Origin of the sequence: Chryseobacterium sp. SIMBA_029 (genome assembly GCF_046535275.1) — a bacterium.
Taxonomy (GTDB): domain Bacteria; phylum Bacteroidota; class Bacteroidia; order Flavobacteriales; family Weeksellaceae; genus Chryseobacterium.
This window is the reverse complement of the sequence record NZ_JAWRXA010000440.1, coordinates 1-264: the sequence shown is the minus strand read 5'-3', so window position 1 is coordinate 264 and position 264 is coordinate 1. Positions and strand designations below refer to the sequence as shown.

Sequence of the window (264 nt, the reverse complement as noted above, 5' to 3'; positions counted from 1 at the left end):
AATTTTCTTCAGAACGTTGAGCCTATGCTGTTTTATATAATCTGTAAAATTCATATCATTTCTTTCTACAGAAAGTATTTTCTTTGAAAAATAGATCTGATATTCAATATTTTTCCTTTTCAAATAACAGGCATAGTCAAACTGAAAATCATATTCTGGGTGATGAGGTCTTGTAATGTAGGCTTCTGCTTGATAATAGTGTGTAAAGTCCAGCTCCTCACTATCTTTTGGAAGATAAAGAATAGAGTTAAAGTTCATTGATCC

At 30.7% G+C, this 264-nt stretch carries 1 pseudogene; it reads right to left on the bottom strand.

Features of this window, described 5'->3' with window-relative positions:
* A pseudogene (locus SB679_RS24755) lies at positions 1–264 on the bottom strand (ComEC family competence protein); the annotation flags it as partial.